This is a genomic window from Lamprocystis purpurea DSM 4197 (assembly GCF_000379525.1).
In the GTDB taxonomy this organism is placed as follows: domain Bacteria; phylum Pseudomonadota; class Gammaproteobacteria; order Chromatiales; family Chromatiaceae; genus Thiodictyon; species Thiodictyon purpureum.
Map to the genome: position 1 here is coordinate 1 of NZ_KB902567.1, position 16,215 is coordinate 16,215.

At 63.5% G+C, this 16,215-nt stretch carries 14 protein-coding genes and 1 pseudogene; 9 read left to right on the forward strand and 6 right to left on the reverse strand.

The features are described from left to right. Window positions 1–311 precede the first annotated feature (311 nt). The 8 genes from A39O_RS0130635 to A39O_RS41475 all read left to right on the forward strand — a co-directional run bounded on the left by A39O_RS0130635 (window position 312) and on the right by A39O_RS41475 (window position 6,955). Entirely contained in the window at window positions 312–1,979 is a 1,668-nt protein-coding gene (locus A39O_RS0130635) for an AAA family ATPase (RefSeq protein WP_456073036.1), read from the forward strand. 332 nt (window positions 1,980–2,311) lie between these two features. Then, the gene (locus A39O_RS0130640; RefSeq protein ID WP_020508459.1) at window positions 2,312–2,542 is read left to right on the forward strand and encodes a type II toxin-antitoxin system Phd/YefM family antitoxin; all 231 of its coding nucleotides are present in this window, start codon (window positions 2,312–2,314) and stop codon (window positions 2,540–2,542) included. Continuing rightward, the gene (locus tag A39O_RS0130645; protein WP_245562020.1) at window positions 2,529–2,948 is read left to right on the forward strand and encodes a type II toxin-antitoxin system VapC family toxin; all 420 of its coding nucleotides are present in this window, start codon (window positions 2,529–2,531) and stop codon (window positions 2,946–2,948) included. Before A39O_RS0130640 ends, A39O_RS0130645 begins: the two co-directional genes overlap by 14 nt. A gap of 6 nt (window positions 2,949–2,954) precedes the next feature. After that, window positions 2,955–3,155 carry a type II toxin-antitoxin system HicB family antitoxin gene (locus tag A39O_RS0130650; RefSeq protein ID WP_020508461.1) on the forward strand — a complete coding sequence of 67 codons (201 nt, stop codon included), beginning with the start codon at window positions 2,955–2,957 and terminating at the stop codon, window positions 3,153–3,155. Window positions 3,156–3,267: 112 nt separating this feature from the next. Continuing rightward, entirely contained in the window at window positions 3,268–3,639 is a 372-nt protein-coding gene (locus tag A39O_RS0130655) for a hypothetical protein (protein WP_245562021.1), read from the forward strand. Next, entirely contained in the window at window positions 3,636–5,036 is a 1,401-nt protein-coding gene (locus tag A39O_RS42430) for a hypothetical protein (protein ID WP_211211767.1), read from the forward strand. Before A39O_RS0130655 ends, A39O_RS42430 begins: the two co-directional genes overlap by 4 nt. A gap of 137 nt (window positions 5,037–5,173) precedes the next feature. Beyond that, window positions 5,174–6,280 (forward strand): hypothetical protein, encoded by a 1,107-nt coding sequence (locus A39O_RS0130670; RefSeq protein ID WP_020508465.1) that lies wholly within the window; start codon window positions 5,174–5,176, stop codon window positions 6,278–6,280. A gap of 504 nt (window positions 6,281–6,784) precedes the next feature. Continuing rightward, entirely contained in the window at window positions 6,785–6,955 is a 171-nt protein-coding gene (locus A39O_RS41475) for a hypothetical protein (RefSeq protein WP_020508466.1), read from the forward strand. Between the two features lie 221 nt (window positions 6,956–7,176). On the opposite strand, the gene glgX is transcribed toward A39O_RS41475, so the two are convergent. The 4 genes from glgX to A39O_RS0130695 all read right to left on the reverse strand — a co-directional run bounded on the left by glgX (window position 7,177) and on the right by A39O_RS0130695 (window position 13,237). Then, the gene (glgX, locus tag A39O_RS0130680) at window positions 7,177–9,276 is read right to left on the reverse strand and encodes a glycogen debranching protein GlgX (RefSeq protein WP_020508467.1); all 2,100 of its coding nucleotides are present in this window, start codon (window positions 9,274–9,276) and stop codon (window positions 7,177–7,179) included. A gap of 277 nt (window positions 9,277–9,553) precedes the next feature. Beyond that, entirely contained in the window at window positions 9,554–10,717 is a 1,164-nt protein-coding gene (locus tag A39O_RS0130685) for an MFS transporter (protein ID WP_020508468.1), read from the reverse strand. 37 nt (window positions 10,718–10,754) lie between these two features. Next, complete coding sequence (gene aroC / locus A39O_RS0130690) at window positions 10,755–11,876, reverse strand: chorismate synthase (RefSeq protein ID WP_020508469.1); 1,122 nt, start codon at window positions 11,874–11,876, stop codon at window positions 10,755–10,757. A 2-nt stretch (window positions 11,877–11,878) separates the two neighbouring features. After that, window positions 11,879–13,237 carry a TolC family outer membrane protein gene (locus A39O_RS0130695; RefSeq protein WP_026199870.1) on the reverse strand — a complete coding sequence of 453 codons (1,359 nt, stop codon included), beginning with the start codon at window positions 13,235–13,237 and terminating at the stop codon, window positions 11,879–11,881. Between the two features lie 498 nt (window positions 13,238–13,735). Between A39O_RS0130695 and A39O_RS0130700 the strand changes: the two genes are divergently transcribed. Next, the gene (locus tag A39O_RS0130700; protein ID WP_020508471.1) at window positions 13,736–14,719 is read left to right on the forward strand and encodes a hydrolase; all 984 of its coding nucleotides are present in this window, start codon (window positions 13,736–13,738) and stop codon (window positions 14,717–14,719) included. An 89-nt stretch (window positions 14,720–14,808) separates the two neighbouring features. On the opposite strand, the gene A39O_RS0130705 is transcribed toward A39O_RS0130700, so the two are convergent. Both A39O_RS0130705 and A39O_RS42435 read right to left on the reverse strand, forming a co-directional pair. Next, window positions 14,809–15,900: a hypothetical protein gene (locus tag A39O_RS0130705; RefSeq protein ID WP_020508472.1), complete on the reverse strand. Its 1,092-nt coding sequence runs from the start codon at window positions 15,898–15,900 to the stop codon at window positions 14,809–14,811. A gap of 27 nt (window positions 15,901–15,927) precedes the next feature. After that, window positions 15,928–16,215, reverse strand: a pseudogene (locus A39O_RS42435) (hypothetical protein); the annotation flags it as partial.

A 16,215-nucleotide genomic window follows, 5' to 3' on the forward strand; every position in this document is an offset into this window, starting at 1 on the left:
TGGACTACGAAATCGCCCGCCGGGCCAACGATGGCCCGGACGACGTGCCGTCTCCCCCACTCGGTGCCGCGGAGCTGCGCGAGCGCCTGCGGACCTTCTTCAAGACCATCCCGCGCCGGGTGCTGCGGCGGCTGGCGGCGGCCGACGCCGCGGCGCCGACCGCCCCGACCGTTGCGCTGCTCGGTGAGGCCCTGCGGCTCGACGNGACCGCCGTCTGGATGCTCGACTACCTGGAGCAGCGTGAGCTGAGCGAACCGCTGCGCACCCTGTTGCGCGCCACCGGGCGCACCAGTGGCCGCCTCGCGGCCCGCATGAACCTGGGGCGCCTGGCGACCCTGCTGGGCCTGGACCAGGCGACGGTGCACCACGCCCTGACCAGGCGCGCCCCGCTGCGGGCGCTCGGGTTGGTGGAGTGCGACGACGGCTTCAGTGACCTGGAGGACTTTCTGACCCCCGCCGACCTGCTGCGCGAGGTGCTGACGGCCACCCCCCGGGATGCCGAGGCGCTGCTGGCGCTCTTGATCGAGCCCGCCCCGGCCGGCGCCTGGCGCCTGGACGCCTTTCCGCAGTTGGCGGAGGCGGCCGAGCGCCTGGAGGGTGTCTTGCGCCACGGCGCGGCCACCGCGGCGGTCGGCGTCAACGCGCTCTTCTATGGGCCGCCCGGCACCGGCAAGACCGAACTGGCGCGGGCCTTGGCCGCGGCCAGCGGGCTGCGCGCCTACCAGGTGCGCAGCGCCGATGAGGACGGCGACGGACTGGCGCGCACGGGTCGGCTGTCGGCCTATCTGCTGGCCCAGCGGATGCTCGCCCGGCGGCGCGATGCGGTGTTGCTGTTCGACGAGGTCGAAGACGTCTTCGGCGCCGGTGACGACTTGGTCGCGCTGCTGCGCGGTCAGCGGGCCACCGGCCGCCAGAAGGGCTGGATGAACCGCATCCTGGAGGAGAATCCGGTGCCGGCGATCTGGATCACCAACGACGCCGACCGCATGGACCCGGCCTTTCTGCGCCGCTTCCTGCTGCCGGTCGCCTTCGTCACCCCGCCGCGCTCGGTGCGCCGCCGGATGGTCGAGCGCCATCTGGGCGACCGCGACCTGCCGTCCGCCCTGCTCGATGAACTCGCCGCCGACGCGGTGCTGGCCCCGGCCCAATTCGGTGCGGCCCGACGCCTGCTGGACCTGCACCCGCAGGCCCCCGCCGAGCAGACGGTGCGCGACGGAGTGGCCGCGGTGCGCACCCTGCTATACGGGGCACCCAAGCCCCGGCAGCGCACCCCGGCAACCCGCTTCGACGTGGCCTTTCTCAACCTGGCCGGCGGGATCAGCCCGAGCGCCATCGCCCGCGCCCAGGCCGCGCAGGGCCGCGGTAGCCTGTGCTTCTATGGCCCGCCCGGCACCGGCAAGACCGCCTTCGCCGAGGTCCTGGCCGAGGCGCTGGACCGTGAACTGGTGGCGCGCCAGGCGTCCGACTTGGTCTCGCCCTATGTTGGAGAGACCGAACAGAACCTGGCGCGGTTGTTCCGCGAGTGCGACCCGGCGCACTCAGTCCTGCTGCTCGACGAGGTCGACAGCTTCCTCAGTGACCGGCGGGCGGCCCGGCACAGTTGGGAGCGCACCCAGGTCAATGAGCTGTTGCAGCAAATGGAGCGCTATCCCGGCATCTTCATTGCCGCAACCAATCTGATGGCGGGCATCGATGCGGCGGCCCTGCGGCGGTTCGACTTCAAGCTCAATTTCCGGGCGCTGAATCCGGCGCAACGGCTCGCGCTCTTCGCGCGCGAAGCGCTGGGTGATACCACCGCGGCGGTCGCGCCGGACCTGGCGCGCTATTTGGAGACGCTTCAGGGATTGACCGCGGGCGACTTCGCCAACGTCTGCCGTCAGCGCAGCCTGCTCGGGGAGACCCTGACGCCGGAGCAATTCCTGCGGCGGCTGGCGGCGGAGTGTCGATTGAAACAGGTGGATGGGCGGGAGGCGGCATAGCCATTCCGCGTTCTCGTGCCGCCGCTCCGGCGGTGGCACGCCTGTATCAACAGTTCCAAATTTGAGTGGCCTCCGCCAACGGCGTGCCGGCCGCGATGCAGATGGTAGATGCGCTGCGCTTATCCACCCGAAACCGGCTCCGTTGTAGGGTGGATAAGGCGCGCCACTCGGTGTCAGGGACCCGGCACGGCGGTCGCGCGCGCCGCATCCACCAAGGATCGCGCGATGTCGCCCAAATTTGGAATTTCTGATGGAGTGCTCTGGACGATACGCGGTGCCGTCCGACTGCTACACTTGACCAATCCATGTTAGCTAGGCATTAAGTCGCTCCCATGATCCAGATCAACATCCACGAGGCCAAGACCAACCTCTCCAAGATCATCGACCAGGCATGCCGTGGCGAAGAGGTCGTGATCGCCAAGGCCGGTACCCCCGTCGTGCGCCTCACCCCCATCGCACCCCGCCCCAGCCGCCGGCAATTCGGTGCATTGAGCGGTAAGGCTCGGATCGACCAGCGTTTCTTTGAGCCTTTGCCGGAGGATGAACTGCGTGCCTGGGAATGAGCCACCTCAGCACAGACCGCCGCCCTTGCTGCTCGACACCCACGCGCTACTCTGGTGGCTCGACGGCAACCAAGACCTGTCGCATCCCGCGCGGCAGGCGATCGGCGAGGACCACCGCGAGGTGTTCGTCAGCGCCGCGTCCGCGTGGGAGATCGCGACCAAGGTGCGCATCGGGAAGCTCCCCGACGCTGTGTATGTGGCCGAACATTTCGCACAGATCCTGGACGATCAGGCGTTTCGGCAACTGCCGATCACCGTCGCGCATGCACGCCGCGCCGGACTCATGCCCGGCGCGCATCGCGACCCGTTCGACCGGATGCTGATCGCCCAAGCACAGATCGAAGGACTCATACTGGTCAGTAACGAGACCCTATTCGACCGCTTTGGCGTACAGCGGCTTTGGTAGACCGCAATGCTGCAAACTTACACCGCAAAGTACACACGTTTCCAGGGCGGATACATGGGCCAGTTGGTCGACTGGCCGGAAGTGGTCACCGAAGGCGCCAACCTTGATGAATGCCGAGCCATGCTCCGCGATGCCCTGCACGAGATGATTCTGGCCTATCAAGACTTAAGCCGGTCCGTTCGGCCGTCAGACCGCAGCGAAGCCTAATTGACCTGTGCGTCGCCGACCTGATTGTTGGCAGATCCCCGCTGTCACGACTTGACGGGGATCCGTGGAAGGGAGAATACTGGAACCAAGTAACCGCTAAGGATTTAACTGTTTGACTGAGCGGATCGCGATGCAACTCACCCTGCAAATTCCCGACGATCTTGCCGCGGAGTTGCGACCCCGCGAGGGGCGCTTGCCGCGCATCCTGCGCCTTGGTCTGCGCGAGCTCGATGCGCAAGGGGCCGCGGGATTCACGGGACTGGCGGACGTGCTGGAACTTCTTGCCAGCCTGCCCACGCCGGAGCAAATCATGGCGCTACGTCCCAGCCAAGCCCTGCAAGACCAAATTGACCACCTCCTTGAGCAGAGCCGCGAACGCGTCCTGTCGGACGAGGAAGAGCAACAATGGCGCCATTACCAGTACATCGAGCATTTGGTCCGTAAATCCAAGATTCGCGCTGCCCAACGACTTCGGCAGGCGTGAGCCGTACCTTTATCCCTGTCGGCCTGCGGCGGCTGATCCATGAGCGGGCCGCGGGACGCTGCGAATACATCCGCTTTTTTGGCCGATTGGGTCAGGGTGGTACACGCCTTTCCGATGATGAGCTCACCTATTCGATAATCAAGTACGCGTATCCGGATGTTCGCGCTCGTATGATGGAGATTATGAAAGATAGTCAAGCCGGTCGTCTCGCTGGCGAGGTCGATCTTGTTCTTGCAGCCTTGCGTGTCGCTAAGGTATTGAAACCTTGGCCTGAGGCTAAAGAATGGCAGGTCATTTCTCGTCCTAATCCTGAGTTTGTCTCTCAGTTGAAGGAAAAGGACAAAAAGGACGTGGAGGCGCAATTCTTGGGGCTGCTGCCCCCCGAAAGCGAGCAGGACCGTATGCTGAAAACAGTAGTAATAAGAATACGCGAGGCCCTCTCCTATGACCCAGACAACAATTCGGCAGGACTGCCAAATATGTTGCTAGCACGTCTACCACGAGAGCTTGTCGATGTACTAATTCTCTTTTCCGTGAACCATGATGATACAAGTTCCTGGAAGGAGGATGGCCGTAAAGTACTCTGTGCATTCGTCTTATACTGGCTTATCTTTGTTGGCGATGACCGAAAAGCCGCTGACCGTGTTTTTCAGCATGTGTATCCGGCAGACGAGAATCAACGTTGGCGATTCAGCTTGAAGTCTATTCAGACCTTAATCGATGAGTACGAACAGGAAGGTATCACACGCGTGATGCCACGGCGTTGGCAGTTACCTTCTCTGTATGATGAAGTCAATAACGCCAATGATTATCTGCGGCCGTGGACCGAGCGTTTCAAGTCTCTCGATCAAGACAGCGGGCGTAAACCAGGGGAAGCCTTGCGTGTTTTTTCAACTAATCAAGAATTAGTGAAACGGGCTTTGGTCTGGCTCCAAAGGAAATATATTGTGGGTGAATATCCTGATTACGAGCCCACCTCTGATCGGGATGATGATCTCCCAATAGATCTTGATCATCTTATTCCATCCAGTATTTTCGCTTTCGATTGGAGGTACCGTGAAGATCGACTTGATTCCAATGTGAGTTTAGATAATTTTCGCTGGGAGCGCGGGACTGTGGGAAATTCTATCGGTAATTTCCGCTGGCTTGATGCTCGAGATAATCGTCGCCGTGGTAATCATGAGATTGAGCCCGTTAAAGACGATGGCGACCTGATTTCCAATCCTCTTGCCTGGAATAAGCTCATTGGGAAATCGAAATGGTCAAGAGAGGAGGTTTCTACTTTTCAGCTTCTCATTGACTCGCGAACGCTTGATCTCCATCAAAAGCTTCTTGATGGTATCGCTTTCCTGCTTGTGGAAACACCGAGTAATGAGAGCAGTGTGTCGCTGGGATGAGAATTGCATGTCAACCGAGCCGTTGTTGTCAGTGGATGCTGCGTGATTTTGCATAGTCTTAAATTTCCGTTACCGCGCCACGTGCTTGATGCACATTCGGAACTCGTTTGGCATCACATTGCCACGAAGAAAGCTTGATGCTAAAGCTACTCTTTAAGCTGACCTCGCTCTTGCTGGCCGCCGTCTCCGCCGGCGTACTCTGGCAACAAGGCCAACTAGCCGTGCTCGCATTAACCCGCATCGACCCGTTACCGGAAGTCCGTGAGATGGTCGCCGCGGAACACTATGCCGAAGCGGCACACTATCTCGATTTCTTCATGGAATACGACTACGTCAACCAGGACCCCGCCGCGCAGGCCCTGCATGCGCAGATCGAGCAAGAGCGTGGACGTGTCGCTTATCAAGTCGAAAAGTTGAAGGAAGGGCTCTTCGATGGGACCAGCGACGAGACGATCGGACAGGCCGTCGGGGTCGCGAGCGACTTGTTCGTCCTCGGCGATCTCCGCGATCTGACCAAGCAGGCGATCAACTGGGGGCAAGGCGCGGAGGTGGATGAGGTGATCGCCGCGCTCGCCGGCATCGGTGTGGCGGCCACCACGGCACAGATGGTGAGTTCAATGGCTACCGTCGGGACCGGCGGGGCCGCGGCACCGGCGGTGGGGGCGACGACCGCGGTGAAGGGCGGGGTCATCATGCTGAAGATTGCCAGAAAGCTGGGTAAGTTTCCGTCCTGGCTCGGTAAGGCGGTGCTCGATGGCGCCGCGGCGGTCAAGCGTACCGGTCGGTTGGATGCGGTGTCCGATCTGTTCGGCAACGTCTATATGTTGGCGAAGACGCGTGGCGGTTTCAATCTGTTGAGTCATACCACCGATGCATCGTCACTGCGACGCATGGCGACATTCACCGAGACCTTCGGCGACCAAAGTGCGACGCTCTACCGCATCGGCGGCGACCAGGCGCTGAAGGTCGCCCAGCGTGCCGGGGACCTCGGAGTGGCAACGATCAAAGAGGCGGCAACCTTTGGCCAAGGCGGATTGCGGGTCTTGGACAAGTTCGGTACCTTCAGCTTCATCAAGTTCTCGGCCCGCGCCGGGAAAATGGCCTATAAGGGAGATGCTCTCCACCTGTTGGCGCGTCTGCTCATGAGTATTCCCAATTGGCTGTTGTCTCTGTTGGTGGGACTCGGTGCTGCTGTTTGGATGCCTTGGCGGTGGATAGTCAGCCTCACTCATATGGGCAAATGACTCTGTGACGGATGAACACAGATGTTTTCCTTCATCTGTGAACATCTGTGACATCTGTGGATAAATCCGGGTGATCGCTTTAGCCGGAACGATTGCCAACACTTCAGCACGGGCGGGCATCGCTACCGAGGCGCGGTGGCACCGGTTCGGCCCGCCGGTGCGGGAGCACGGCTGATCGCCCCTGGATCATTCAGATATCAACTCCGCCAGCCACTCCAGCAATTCCCAGTTTGAAGGTCTCGCGCGATTCTTGGTGGATGCGGCGCGCACAACCGACGTGCTGCGTCCCGAACATTGTGCGGCGCGCCTTATCCACCCTACAGCAGCACCGGTTTTGTAGGGTGGATAAGCGCAGCGCATCCACCATCAGTCCTGCGGACCGGTGCGACGCTCTGGAGTCATGAGTCCCGCCGCACGGGCGCGTTTCGCCGGCTCTGGACGCAACTGGATGCGGGGCCGGCCGGCGGGGTACTGGCCTGGCTGCACGGCGGGTACGATAGCGCGATGTCCGACTTCGATTGGTTACGGGATCAGCTCGACGAACACCTGCCGGATACGAGTATCCGCTTGGCGGTGATCTTCGGGCATCCCGAGTGGCGGGTCGGCCGACGGGTATTGGGGCTGACCTGGGTCGGCCCTGGCCAGACCAGCGACACCGATCTTTTGAGGGTCTGAACTGATGCCCCCGTCCTCAAGGCCCCGAAGACTCGGCATCAAGCGGGTGATGGCCGAATCGCTGAAGGGGTCGTGGCGTGGAGCGCCAAGGGATGCGTGACACCGCGGGAACGGTGTCACGAGTGAACACACCGACGCCTGGCGCGCCGGCCGCCGCCCGCTAAAGCGTCGGCCTCCGGTGGCATCGGGCCGGTCACCGGAGGTCAAGCGAAGTGCTTGCGCTAGCGGCGCTCCGGCCGGCTCTCGATCACGATCACGCTGCGTGAGCGCAGCACTAGCGGGCCGGGTTCGAGCGCGATCTGGTCTTCGGGCCGGGTGACGTCGAGCGGCGAGGCGCCGCCGGTGTCGAGCGCGCGATACCAGACCCGTCCCGGCAGCACCGGCAGTTCGAAGCGCTGGGCCGCGGCGGCCATGTTGATGGCGATGTACAAGGGTGGCTCGTCGGCTTCGACCGGGGCCAGGGTGAATGACAGGGTCTGGGCGGTGGGGTCGTCCCACGGGGGGGTGCCGACCTGGGTGCCGTGCCAGGTGACGTCGGCCATGTCGGCGCCGTTGCGGCTCTGTCCGGCCAGAAAGCGGCGGCGGCGCAGGCTGGGATGGCGCTTGCGCAGGGCGATCAGGCCGCGCACGAAGCGCAGGTGTTCGCGGTTGGTTTCGACCAACGACCAGTCGAACCAGCCGAGCGCGTTGTCCTGACACCAGGCGTTGTTGTTGCCGGATTGTCCGCGCAGCACCTCGTCGCCGGCCAGCAACATCGGAATGCCTTGGCTGAGAAACAGCAGGGTCAGCAGGTTCTTGGCCTGACGCCGCCGCAGGGCCAGGACCTCGGCGTCCGTGGTCTCGCCCTCGATGCCGCAGTTCCAGCTCAGATTGTCATTGTTGCCGTCGCGGTTGCCCTCGCGGTTGGCCGCGTTGCGCTTGGTGTGGTAGGAAACCAGGTCCCACAGGGTGAAGCCGTCGTGACAGGTGACGAAGTTGATGCTGTTGATCGGCTGGCGCAGGTTGGCCCCGTAGAGGTCGCTGCTGCCCGCCAGCCGGGTCGCCACTTCCGGGATCATGCCGGTGTCACCACGCACGAACCGGCGGATGCTGTCCCGGTAGCGGCCGTTCCATTCCATCCAGCGATAGCCGGGGAATGAGCCGACCTGATAAAGCCCGGCCGCGTCCCAGGCCTCGGCGATGATCTTGCTGGCCGCCAGGGTGTCCGAGAGCTCGATCCCCCAGAGCACCGGCGGATGCTCCATGGGATGGCCATTGGCGTCGCGCGCCATGGCGCTCGCCAGGTCGAAGCGGAAACCGTCGACATGCATCTCGCGCACCCAATACTCCAGGCAGTCCAGGATGTAGCGCGCGACGAAGGGGTGGTTGGCGCTGACGGTGTTGCCGCAGCCGGTGAAGTCCAGATAGATGGTCTTGTCGAGCTGATCCAGGCAGTAGAAGGTCTCGTTGCCGAACCCCTTGAATGACAAGGTCGGGCCCCGCCCGTTACCTTCGCAGGTATGGTTGAAGACCACGTCCAGGATGACTCCGATACCGGCCTGGTGCAGGGTGCGCACCATGTCCCTGAACTCGCGTCGGTGACTGCCCTGCTCCGGGGTCACGCAATAGCCGGGATGCGGCGAGAAGAAGCCGAAGCTGCTGTAACCCCAATAGTTACGCAAGCCCGAGGCCCAGACCGCCTCCGGCACGTCTTGCTCGTCGAAGGCCATCACCGGCATCAGTTCGACATGGGTGACACCCAAATCCTGCAAATATTGCACCTTCTCGATCAGCCCGGAGAAGGTGCCGGGGTGCTGCACGCCAGACGACGGGTGCCGGGTGAAACCGCCTACGTGCATCTCATAAATGATCATCTGCTCAGAGGACACCCGGATGGGTGTATCCCCGCACCAGTGGTACTCGTCGGCGAGCACCACGGCGCGCGGCGAGTCGTGCGGTTGCACCCCTTCGGTCTGGCGGCGCCAGCGGTCCCAACCGGACACGTTGACGGCGCGCGCCCAGGGATCCAGGAGTTCGATACCGGGGTCGAAACACCATCCGTGTCCGCGCGGGTCATGGGGTCCATCCATGCGCCAGGTGTAGTGAGTCCCCGGCGGCAGATCGACAACCAGGACGTGCCAGGAGAAGAAGCTGTGATTGAGCTCCGGGTCGAGCCGGATCACCTGAAAGGGCTTGTCGCTGTCCGCACCCGCGTAGAGCAGCAGCTCGGCCCCAACCGCGTGACGGCTGTACACGGAAAAGTTCACGCCCGTTTCTTCAACCGTGGCACCCGGCGGATAGCGGCGGCCGGGGAGGATCGGATAGGCTCTGGAATCTGACATGATAGTGTAAGTTCCTTTGTAATAAGACAATGTATGCCGCTGAGCCAGGTTCGGATGGACCGCTGCACGGGCGAGATCAGTCTCAGCCCGGCGGGTACACTATTCGAAAGCAGCCCTATGATTGACAGACAGCATTAACGGAATTAACAAACTTCATTGTCGGTCTGTCGCTCGGCGCATATTACGACATAGGAGCGGCAACGCAAATGGCGAATCAGGTCTCAAATCGGGAAAACGGTTGCCGCCAATCGGCGACTGAACCCCTGCGCCGACACGCTCAGTACCGATGCCCGAGGTCCACCCAGCGCCATACGGCCCAGAGTCCGATCGCCGCCGCGACGGCCCCAATGCCGAAGGCGGCGAAGGGTCCGGGCGTGGTCCAGACCAGGCCGCCGATCAGGCTCCCGAGGGCACCGCCGGCACCAAAACTCAGGCTGTTGTAGATGGCCTGGCCCCGCCCCTGGGTGGGCCCGGGAAAATAGTGGTGAACCATATGGATCGCAGCCGCATGGAACGTGCCAAATGTGGCCGCATGCAAACACTGTGCAACAACCTGAACGGCGACGAACTCGACACAGGCCCCGATCAGCAACCACCGGACGACGGCCAGGGCAAGGCTCATGATCAACACCCGGCGTGCCCCGAAGCGTTCCAACAGCCGGTGCATGATCAGAAAGACCAGCACTTCCGCCCCCACCCCCAGCACCCACAGCGCGCCCACCGCACCGGTCGAATAACCGGCCTCCTTGAGATGAATGGAGTAGAAGGCGTAATAGGTGCCGTGACTCAACTGCATCAGGAAGCAGGCGGCCAGGAACGCCAGGACCTCGGGCCGGCGCAGCAGCCCGCGCAGCGACGGCGCCGGGCCGTTCGCCGTGGCCGATGGGCAATCCGGAATCCATAGCGAACTGATCCAGACCCCGACATACAGCACCAGGACCCACACCGGCACGATGGAGAGCGGCGCCTGTTCCAGGTGGAACCCCAGAACACCGACAACGAGAATAAAACCCACCGACCCCCAGACCCGCACCAGGGCGTAGCGCGAGACCCGCGCACCCAGGTGATTGAAGGTGACCGCCTCCACCTGCGGCAGCGAGGCATTCCAGAAAAAGCTGAACAGGGTCATGGCCACCGCCATGGGCCAGAAGCCGTCGGCGATGAACACGACGCCGAACACCAGGATCGCCCCCAGTGAGGCTTGACGCACCAGGGGCATGCGCTGCCCGGAGCGGTCGACCAGGTGTCCCCAGAGCATCGGGGCGATGACTTTGGTGATCGCCAGGATGGCCATCAACTGGCCGACGGCCAGGGCATCGAACCCGCGGGATTGGAGAAACAGGCCCCAATAGGGCACCAGCGCGCCCAATGCGGCGAAGTAAAAGAGATAATAGGCCGAGAGCCGCCAGTACGGCAGCCCGGCGGCGGCGCCTGCGGTCATCCGCGGAGCGGGGGTCGGCGGCGGGCGGTGCCCAAGGTCATGGCGCGTCGGCAGTGCCGGGCGGCGCCGCGGCGGGGATCGGCGGCGTCGGCGGGGTCACATCGGCGTTCTGGCCGCGCTGACGCAGGCAATGATCCATCAGGACCAGCGCCAGCATGGCCTCGGCGATAGGGGTGGCACGGATGCCGACACAGGGGTCATGGCGGCCGGTGGTCACAACCTCGGCGGGTCGACCGTCGGTGTCGATGGTGCGCCCCGGCAAGCGAATGCTGGAGGTCGGTTTGAGCGCCATCCGGGCGATGATCGACTGCCCGGACGAGATGCCGCCCAGAATGCCGCCCGCGTTGTTCGACAGAAATCCGTCCGGGGTCAGTTCGTCGCGATGCTCGGTCCCCTTCTGCTCGATACAGCCGAAGCCGGCGCCGATCTCCACCCCCTTGACCGCGTTGATGCTCATCAGCGCATGGGCGATGTCCGCGTCCAGCCGGTCGAAGATGGGCTCGCCCCAGCCGGCCGGTACGCCGCCGGCCACCACGGTCACCGCGGCGCCGATGGAGTTACCCTCCTTGCGCAGCGCGTCCATGAAGGCTTCCAGCACGGGCACGGTGTCGGCACAGGGACAGAAAAAGGGGTTCTGTTCCACCTGGTCCCAGGCAAATCCCTGGGGTCGGATCGGCCCCAACTGGGAGAGATAACCGCGTACCAGAATGCCGTACCGCTCGGCCAGGTATTTCTTCGCGATCGCCCCGGCCGCTACCCGCACCGCGGTCTCGCGCGCCGAGGAACGTCCGCCGCCGCGGTAGTCGCGACGGCCGTATTTCTGATCGTAGGTGTAATCGGCGTGGCCCGGCCGGTACCGGGCGGCGATCTCGGCATAGTCCTTGGAACGCTGATCCTCATTGCGGATCAGTAGCCCGATCGGTGCGCCGGTGGTGATCCCCTCAAAGACGCCGGAGAGGATCTCGACCCGATCCGACTCGCGGCGTTGCGTGGTGTGCCGCGACTGCCCCGGCTTGCGCCGATCCAGATCGCGCTGCAGATCCGCCTCGCACAGCGCCAGTCCGGGCGGACAGCCGTCCACCACCCCGCCGATTGCCGGGCCGTGACTCTCACCGAAACCGGTGACGACGAACAGTTTGCCGAAACTATTGCCGGACATTTCTAATACGCCGGCGGCGGCACCAGGTCGCTCGGTTTCAGCCAGGCATTGCCCTTGGCCAGAACATCCCGGCTCAGCGTGCTGGTCGCCTGATGGAGTTTGACCCCGTTGATGATGTAGGTGTAGCGCGACGAGAGATAGTCGAACTCGGCCTGAAAGAGCTGCCGCTGGGCGTTGAGCACGTCGACCTGGGTGCGGGTGCCGACCTCCAGGCCCGCCTCGGTGGACTCCAGCGAGGAGCGGGCCGAGACGACCGCGGCCTGACGGGCTTTCACATCCTCGATGCTGGAAATGATGCCGCGGAAGGCATCCTTGACTTGCTGATCGACCAGACGACGGGTCTGGTCCAGTTGATCCTGAGCGGCGCGGAAATTGTAGCCGGCCTGCCGGGTTTGGGAGACGACCGCACCGCCCTGATAGATCGGAACGTTCAGGGTCAAACCGACAAAAGCCGTATTCGCGTCGGTGTTGAACTCGGCCCCGGAGCGGGCGATGTCGTAACCCGCCTGAAGCCCCAGTGTCGGGTAGAAGCCCGACTTCGCGATCTCGATCTGCATCTTGGCGGCTGCCACCGCCTCGGTGGACGCGATGATGCCGAAGTTGTTGCGCCGGGCACTGTCCGCCCAGGCCTGGACATCATTGGGTTCCGGCGGCGACAGCGGCAAGGTGTCGCCCAGCCTGGCCAGTGGTACACTCAAGGGTCCAACGATCACCCGCAGGGCCTCCCAGGCATTGTCCAGGGTGCGCTTGGCGGTAATCAGATTGGCCTTGGACCGATCGTAAGACGCCTGGCTGTCGTTGACGTCGGTGATGGCGACCAGGCCGACCTCGAAGCGCTGCTTGGACTGCTCCAACTGACGCTCGTCGGCGCGCACCAGCGCCTCCGACACGGTCACCGCATCGGCCGCCTGCAGCACATTAAAATAGGCTTGCGTGGTGCGCACCATGAGTTCGATTTGCGAGTTGCGGTACTGCGCTTCCGCCTGGGCGATCTTGTCACCGGTCTGTTTCAGAGTCATCCAGTTGGCACGATTGTAGACGGTTTGATTGACCACCGCCTGGACGCCCTGTTCCACGAATCTGTCGCTACGGTTGCCTCCGTTGACACCCCGACCACTCAAGGTGACGTTGTTGTAATCGGCGGTTCCCTGCAACGCGACATTGGGCAGGAGCAGAGCCCTCGCCTGGGGCTCGATCTCCTTGGTGGCGAAGAGCCGCTGCTCGGCCTCGCGCAGCAAGGGGTCACTTTGCACGGCAATGTCGTAGATCTGGAGAAGATCGTCGGCGCGGACCACGGGAGTGACCAGGGCCGCGGGCCCGGCCAACAGGGCCGCGATCAGCAAAGTAAGAGGTTTCCGCATCTGAAAATTCCTGGCGCAAGGGCGGCTGGAGAAGTTGCCCCTCAAGGCCGCTGAGTATAGGCGACGAGGGCGATCCGGCTCAATGTAAAGGGGCATGGCGCACGCGGCTACAGTGCCTGGGACGCCGCGAGGACCGGTCCGGGCTACGGGATTCGCGCTGATTTTGCTGGCCTTCCAGGGATCGACACGATAGCGTCGTGGATGCCGGTTTGCTGCGGGCGGGTGGTCAGCGCCGCCTCGTCGAACGCGACACTGGCGACGGCTTCCTTCTCAGCCGCCACGGCATCGTCATAATCTTTCCGGCTGACCGCTTGGTCTTGAGTTGGTTGACACAACGCACGGCTTTAGCACTCATACTACCATCAACTATCCCGAACGCGACCGCGCCGCCCTGCATGAGCGCGCACCGTGCTGAGCGCGGTGATCCAAGGCGATTTCCGGAGATCGCCTGGATCGCTGACCACGCTCTCAAACGACCCCGACTAACCGGAGCACCCGATGGGCCGGATCATCGAAAGCAGCTTTCGCGCAGCCTGGTGGCTGCCGGGACCGCACCTCCAGACCATCTGGCCCAGCCTGGCGCGGCAGCGTCCGCGCCTGCAACTCACCCGGCGGCGCATCGAACTGGCGGACGGCGACTTCATTGATCTCGCTGTAGGCGGCGGTTCAGGCCCGCGGGTCCTGGTGATTCATGGACTGGAAGGAGACCTGCAGTCGCACTATGCCGGCAGCCTGCTCGACGCCCTGAGCCGCGCGGGCTACCAGCCGCTCTTCATGTACCTGCGCGGCTGCTCCGGTGAGCCCAACCGGCTGGCGCGCTCCTACCACTCGGGGGCCAGTGAGGATCTGCACGAGGTCCTCACCCGCCTGGCCCAAGACCCTGAAGGCTTCCCCCTGGCCGCCATCGGCTTCTCACTGGGCGGCAACCTGCTGCTCAAATACCTGGGTGAGCGCGGCGGCGAGACCGGGGACAGCGCCCCGCTGCTCGGCGCCGGCATCGCGGTGTCGGCCCCCTTCGTCCTGCGCGACGCCATGCTGCGGTTGGACTTGGGCGCCTCGCGGTTCTATCGCCGCTACCTGGTCGATAAGCTCAAGCAGGCCTTCCGGCGCAAGTTCGCCGCCCTCCCCTGCCCCCTGGATCTGGACATCGAAAGCATTCACAGCTTCAACCAGTTCGATGATCAGGTGACCGCCCCGCTGTGCGGCTTCGCCGGTGTCTTCGACTACTACACCCGCGCCAGTTGCCGTCAATTCCTGCCCCGCATCACCACCCCGACCCTGATCATCCATGCGCAGGATGACCCCTTCATGTTCCCGTCCACGGTCCCGTTCGCGCACGAACTCGGCCCGGGGGTCACCCTGGAACTTACCCGTCACGGCGGCCATGTCGGCTTCGTCGCCGGCAATCGGCCCTGGCGGCCGGTCTATTGGGTGGAGGGGCGGATTTTGGAATTTCTTCGGGACGCACGTCGGGCGCAATAGAGCAGCGTGTGGCGCCGTGTGCATGCACAAGGGGGCCTGGATAATCATTGGAAATCGCTATTGACCCTCGCCCCTTGTTTGGCGCTGGCTCACCACTCGCGCCGCGGGTCCGCGGTTGCCGGCTCAGCCGTGGGCGCGTCCCACTGCCGCTCGCAGGCGGCGATCTCGCCTGCATGAAGGATGGCGCGCGACAGCATCTCGGACAAGGCATGACCGAATCCGACCGCGCTGTCGCCGCCGAACATGTGCGCGAGCTCGTGCAGATACGTCGACAACGCTGGACCGAGTTGGCCGGGCCGCAGCAAGGTCTCGTCGACCGCCACATAGGGCAGTTGGTAACGCAGGGTCAGTCCGCGCCAGGAGTCCCTGTCGCCGCCCCGCGCAACGCAGGTGGTCATGCCTTGCCAGGCCGAGTAGGCGTTGCCGATGACGCGGCAGGGCGGCAGGCCGACCTGCTCGATCAGATCGCCAAGCAGGGTGTTGGCGAGCGATTCCAAGATGCTAATGCGACTTGGCTCGGCGCCGGTCGGCGCGCGCGGGACGGCAAAGCCGTCGTAAGCCTCGCAGACCGATTCCAGCGCGGGATAGTCGAGCGCGCGGAATCCGTCCTGGACCAGGCGGTAGCGCCGCGGTGCGATCCGCATCCAGGCGAGCGCCTGACGGCGGCGGTTATAGCGCGGGAGGTCGCTGCGCTTCACCGGCGCTGCGACCAGTAGATCGGGGAATCGCTCGCGCCAGCGCGCACGCTCGTCCGGGCATTCGGCGACGCGCTGCGCCAGGGTACGGATAATGCCGCTCCAGGACTCGAAATCGTACTTCTTACGCGGATGCTCGTACCAGCGGCCTTTCAGCGCTTCCAGGACCACGGCCGCCGCGGCCGGCGGCAACTCGGCGACCACCCGAACGATCGTCTTCACAACGTCCATCATGTAGAAGTCGTTGCGCTCGCGGTCGCTGCTGCGATAATCATGGAGACAGAAGACCAGTGGGTGCGCAAAGGAGCCGAGTGCCTGGAATCCGGCGAAGACGATCCCCGCTCCTGGGCCGTTGTAGGTTGCTGGAAAGTGAGCGGGCTTGGGCCGCGGCGAGCGACCGTAGACGGCCCCCGATCGACCGCTCCAGATCTCGGCCCCAAGCAACGGATTGGCGGGATGGAAGAAGCTCAGCAGCGCGGCTTCCAAAATGTCGGTGTCGTAAAACGGTGCGGCTCATGAGGCCAACTGTGTGACGCCACACAGCATTCGGAGAAATTCTATGCAGCATATTTTGATGTTGTGAGCCCATTCATGAATGGCGACATACTGCTGAAGATAGACCTTGTTGACACCACGAAATGGGCGGAGAAAATTGCGCAATCCTGTCCAAAAGCCCTCGCTGGTATTTACATGCACTTCCCGAATGCCGTCTCCGTCATCATCTCTGGCCCAGACGCGCTTGCCGGGCGTATGACACACCGTCACATGTAAACGATCAGCTTCCCCGAGATGATTATAAGC

Excerpts from the sequence above, each read along its gene's own strand:
- A39O_RS0130635 (WP_456073036.1), top strand. The coding sequence starts at position 312 with ATGAACCTGGGGCGCCTGGCGACCCTGCTGGGCCTGGACCAGGCGACG.
- A39O_RS0130640 (WP_020508459.1), top strand. The coding sequence starts at position 2,312 with ATGATCCAGATCAACATCCACGAGGCCAAGACCAACCTCTCCAAGATC.
- A39O_RS0130650 (WP_020508461.1), top strand. The coding sequence starts at position 2,955 with ATGCTGCAAACTTACACCGCAAAGTACACACGTTTCCAGGGCGGATAC.
- A39O_RS0130670 (WP_020508465.1), top strand. The coding sequence starts at position 5,174 with ATGCTAAAGCTACTCTTTAAGCTGACCTCGCTCTTGCTGGCCGCCGTC.
- A39O_RS41475 (WP_020508466.1), top strand. The coding sequence starts at position 6,785 with ATGTCCGACTTCGATTGGTTACGGGATCAGCTCGACGAACACCTGCCG.
- glgX (WP_020508467.1), bottom strand. The coding sequence starts at position 9,276 with ATGTCAGATTCCAGAGCCTATCCGATCCTCCCCGGCCGCCGCTATCCG.
- A39O_RS0130685 (WP_020508468.1), bottom strand. The coding sequence starts at position 10,717 with ATGACCGCAGGCGCCGCCGCCGGGCTGCCGTACTGGCGGCTCTCGGCC.
- aroC (WP_020508469.1), bottom strand. The coding sequence starts at position 11,876 with ATGTCCGGCAATAGTTTCGGCAAACTGTTCGTCGTCACCGGTTTCGGT.
- A39O_RS0130695 (WP_026199870.1), bottom strand. The coding sequence starts at position 13,237 with ATGCGGAAACCTCTTACTTTGCTGATCGCGGCCCTGTTGGCCGGGCCC.
- A39O_RS0130700 (WP_020508471.1), top strand. The coding sequence starts at position 13,736 with ATGGGCCGGATCATCGAAAGCAGCTTTCGCGCAGCCTGGTGGCTGCCG.